The organism is Falsiroseomonas sp. RANM36 (genome assembly GCF_056682175.1).
On the sequence record NZ_JBWXTD010000004.1, the window covers coordinates 74,676 to 78,829 of the forward strand.

3 protein-coding genes are annotated in these 4,154 nt (G+C 74.5%); all 3 read left to right on the plus strand.

Annotation, left to right across the window (positions count from 1 at the left end; all coding sequences use genetic code 11):
* Window positions 1–641, plus strand: a 641-nt coding sequence (locus AC1MIR_RS14105; RefSeq protein ID WP_480028830.1) for a hypothetical protein, incomplete at its 5' end; no start/stop codon positions are given.
* Window positions 642–654: 13 nt separating this feature from the next.
* A complete protein-coding gene (locus AC1MIR_RS14110) occupies window positions 655–3,474 on the plus strand; it encodes a hypothetical protein (RefSeq protein ID WP_480028831.1) in 2,820 nt (939 codons plus the stop codon).
* Between the two features lie 7 nt (window positions 3,475–3,481).
* The coding region (locus AC1MIR_RS14115; protein WP_480028832.1) for a hypothetical protein at window positions 3,482–4,154 on the plus strand (673 nt) is incomplete at its 3' end.

Consider the following 4,154-nt stretch of genomic DNA (forward strand, 5'->3'; position numbering starts at 1 on the left):
CCGCGGGCGCGGGCCGGGGCGCCCGGCGCGGGCGGCGGCGGGACTCCACCCCCGCCCCCCCCCCCCCGCGGGCGCGCTCCGGGGGGGGCGGCGACGAGGCGCCGCTGCTGCTGGCCACGGTAGACCTGGAGCCGGTCGGCGATCCGGCGGAACGCACGCGCCTCGTCGCCGGGCCGGACAATGCGGTGCGCGCGCTGCTGCCGGATGTGCAGACGCTGGCGGCGATGACCACCGGTCTGCGGCTGCTCGGTCCTGGCGGCGCGCAGCCCTTCCGGCTGGTTTCCGTCGCGGCGCGCAGCGAAGGCGGGCAGGTGGTGCTGGATGCGCGCTTCACCACGCCGCCGGACAGCACCAGCCTCTCCGCCGACGCGATCCGCATCTTCCGGCGCGACGGCACCGGCGCCTGGTTGCCCGCCACCTTCAATGGCTGGGCCGTGCCGTCCGACGGCGAGGGCCTTGCCATGATCACCATCGGCGAGGACTGGACCGAGGCCACGACCTACCAGCTTCTGCTGCGCGGCGCCGGCGCCGCGCCGCTGCTGGACGCGAACGGACAGCCGTTGTCCGGCCTGGATGGCGAGCCGCCGCTGCCCGCGGGCGCGGGGCGCGATGTCAGCCTGGTCCAACGGTTCGAGCCTTGAGAGGGCCGCCGCGATGAGCACCACCATGCAGATCCAGCAGGCGAAGCTGTTCATGGCCTTCGCCAAGAAGGTGCAGAACCCGCAGGCGACGCTCTCCGCCAGCGAGGAAGCGGCGCTCGCCGCCTTCCTGCCGGCGACGGGCGGCGATGGCGGCCTGCCGCAATCGGCGCCAGGCGATGCGCGCGGCCAGAACGCGCTGCTGCGCACCAACTGGTTCAACGGCCGCTTCCTGACCGCGGAGGCGCTGCGGCGGCAGGACGCGTATATGGATGCGCGGGACCGGCTTAATGCGCATGCGCTGATGCCGGGCGTGGCCTATGGCCTCGGCATCGCCGGCACCGGGCTCAACGCCATGCCGGTGGTGGAGGATCGCACGACGCCGCCGACCGCGGGCGGGTTCGGCAAGGCGCAGACGCTGACGCTCTCGCCGGGCCTCGCCTTCGACCATGTCGGGCGTCCCATCCTCGTCTCGCAGCCCTTCGACTTCACCATCGCCGACCTGATCGGCGCGTCGCGCAGCAAGCCGCGCCGCGTCGCGCCGGGCGGCATCGAATTCGCGCCCTGCGTCTGCCTGGTGCCCGACCCGTCGGGCCCCACCGGCGGCACGGCGGCGGTGCGCCCCGGCCCCTATCTGCTGATCATCGAGCCGGGCGAGGTGCCGCAGGGCGAGGCGAAGGTCTATGGCGAGGCCTGCGCCGGTCCCACGCCCGTCACCTGCCAGTCGGAAAGCTGGCGCGGCGCCTTCGGCCTGTCGCTGGTGCGCGTGCCGCTGGAATTGCCGAACGAGGAGGGGCTCGCCTCCTCCTGGGCGCTGCGCGGCACCGCCTCGGCCTGGTGGTTCGACCTGTTCGAGCATTCGCTGCTGAAGCGCTGGGATCCGGCCTTCGCCACCGATGACGGCTTCCGCAAGCCGGCCGGCTCCGCGCGGCACGAGGCTGGCGCAGTCGCGCTGGCGATGGTCTGGCTCGGCACGGATGGCTCGGCGCTGTTCCTCGACCCCTGGATCCCCCGCCGCAGCATCGTCGCGACGCCGGGCGAGGACTGGCACCGCACGCGCTTCGGCGCGCCGCCGCGCGCCGCGGCCTGGGCGCGCATCCACCAGTTCCAGGCGATGCTGGCAGAGAACCTGGCGCGCGAGCCGCTGGTGCAGAACAACGAGATCCGCGCGCTGAACCTGTGGCAGCGCGGCTTCCGCCACATCCCGCCGATCGGCTTCCTGCCGCTCGATCCCGCCGCCATCGGCGCGCGCGGCGACCGCACCGGCTCCACCGGCAACGACGCGCTGGACCGGCTGATCACCGCGGCCGGCGGGCGCATCGCGCTGGTCTCCGGCCTGATCGCCGCGGCGCGGCAGCAGGCCTTCGCCTATTTCCGCGGGACCACGGTGATCCCCTATTGCGTCGTCGCGCTGCATGACGACGACATCCTCGAAGACCTGTCGAACGTCTTCGACAAGGACCCGGTGCGCGTGGCGCGCCGCGCGCCGCGCGAGACGCCGCTGCCGAACCCGGACACGCCCGGCACCAACCGGCCGGTCAACAACTTCCTGGACCGCCTCGGCGATTTCTTCGAGGTCATGGGCCTGGATGAGCTGGTGAACCGCCGCACCGAGATCGTGAAGGTGGTGATCCCGCTGCAGGGGCTGACGCGACCGCATCCGGTGATCGGCGTGGTGCCCGAGGATGCGCAGGCGCAGCTCGCCGCCTGGCTCGGCGGCCAGCCGCCCTCCTGGTTCGCCACGGAATCGCGCCTGACCGATGCCTTCAACATGGCCGGGCTGCAGATACGCATGGCGCTGGAGATGCTGCCGCGCCACTTCGCGGTCTATGTCAAGCAGCGCATGGTGCTGCTGGAGGTGCTGGTCATGGTGATCGAGCTGCTCCAGGCCGTGGTGGTGCTGGCGCGCGACCTGCAACGCGGCGCGCGGCTCGCGCAGGCGCAGAACCAGACGCTGACGACCACGGCCGCCTACCGCACCGCCTATCTCCAGCAGCCGGCCGAGAAGCGCGCGCTGGCCGAGGCGGCGCTGGCCGAGCCGCTGGTGCGCAACGCGATGGTCTCCGCCGCGGCGCTCTCCTCCTCCGACCTGCGCGTGCCCGCGCGCAACGCGGAGTTCGCGCAGGCGGTGGCGACGCAGGAGGCCGCGCTGGCGACCGAGATCGCCGACCCGGCGGAGCGCGAGCGCGTGGCGCTCGACCGCGTCGCCGATGCCTATGCGGCGGAGTATCCGGGCTTCCAGGTGGTGCAGGTGATCTCCGCCGTGCAGCCGCCGGCGGCGGCCAAGGCGACGATCGCCGATCTGCGCTTCCAGGCCGCGCAACTGCCGCTGCGCGACCAGAACGCGACGGTGGCCGAGGCGACGGTCGGCGACCGCGTGCTCGCCGGCGGCGTGCAGACCTTCGACAGGCCGGAAGCGACCGTCGCCTATGGCGCGATGCGCGAAGCGGTGGCGGAGAAGAGCGCGAAGGACTTCGTCGCCGATGCGCCGGAGAACGTCACCGTGAAGGAGGTGCTTGCCAAGCCGCCGCAGGAGGCCGCGCGCCTGCTCGGCGGCGAGGACAGGCTGGAAGCCTTCACGGTGGCCATCGCCAAGGAACGCACCGAAGCGGCGGAGGCCGCCAAGGCCCTCGCCGCCGCCCCGCCGCCGCCGGAGGTGGTGGCCAAGGTCACGGAGGTCGCGGCGCGCGGCGAGGATCCGGTCGCGGCGCTGGAGAAGGCGCGCGACACGGCGACCGATCCTTCGGCGCGCGCCGCGCTGGATGGCGCGGCGAAGATGGTGCGCACGCTCGGCGTGGAGAAGACGCTGGCGCTGACGCGCATCAAGACGGTCTAGGCCGCGCATGGCGGCGCCGGAGGTCGCGATCCGCCGCCTGGCGACGCGCATCCGCGCGCCGGAGCCGGAGGATGCCTTCGCCGCGCGCGGCCTGGTGGACCAGGCGCTGCGCCGCCTCGGGCCCGGCATGGATGCTGCGCTGGAACGCGCGGGGCTGCCGCCGGGCGCCGTGCTGGCGCTGCCGCGGTTGCAGCTGCGCCTGCATCTGCGGGGCGAGGTGAGCGCCACGGAGCTTGGCGATGCCTGGGCGGCGGCGCTCGCGCAGGCGATCCTGGCCGCGCTGCCGGCCGCGCGCGAAGCGGCGCCCGCACCGGATGCCCGGGCGGCAACGGCGGCCGAGGCGCCCGCGCTGTTCCGCGACCTCTGGGCAGCCGAATTCGCCCTGCTGGAGGCGCTGGCCGGCGGTCAGGCGCTGCCCTGGTGGGGCGCCGATCTCCTGGGCACGGCCGCCACCGCGCCGGATGACGTGCTGGCGGACATCCTGGCGCGCTGGATCGCGCGCGACCCGCTCCGTGCAGCGCGGCGCATGGCCGCCCTGCTGGTCGCCGCGCCGGAACTCGCCGCGCGGCTGGAGGCACGACCCGCCCGCCTGCTCGCGCTGCGACTGCTGGAGGCGGTGCGGACCGCGCTGCAGGCCGCCGCCCCCCCGGTCGTGGCCGCGCCCGCCGCCTGGACCCTGG

Coding starts and splice junctions, on each gene's coding strand:
- AC1MIR_RS14110 (WP_480028831.1), top strand. CDS start 655: ATGAGCACCACCATGCAGATCCAGCAGGCGAAGCTGTTCATGGCCTTC.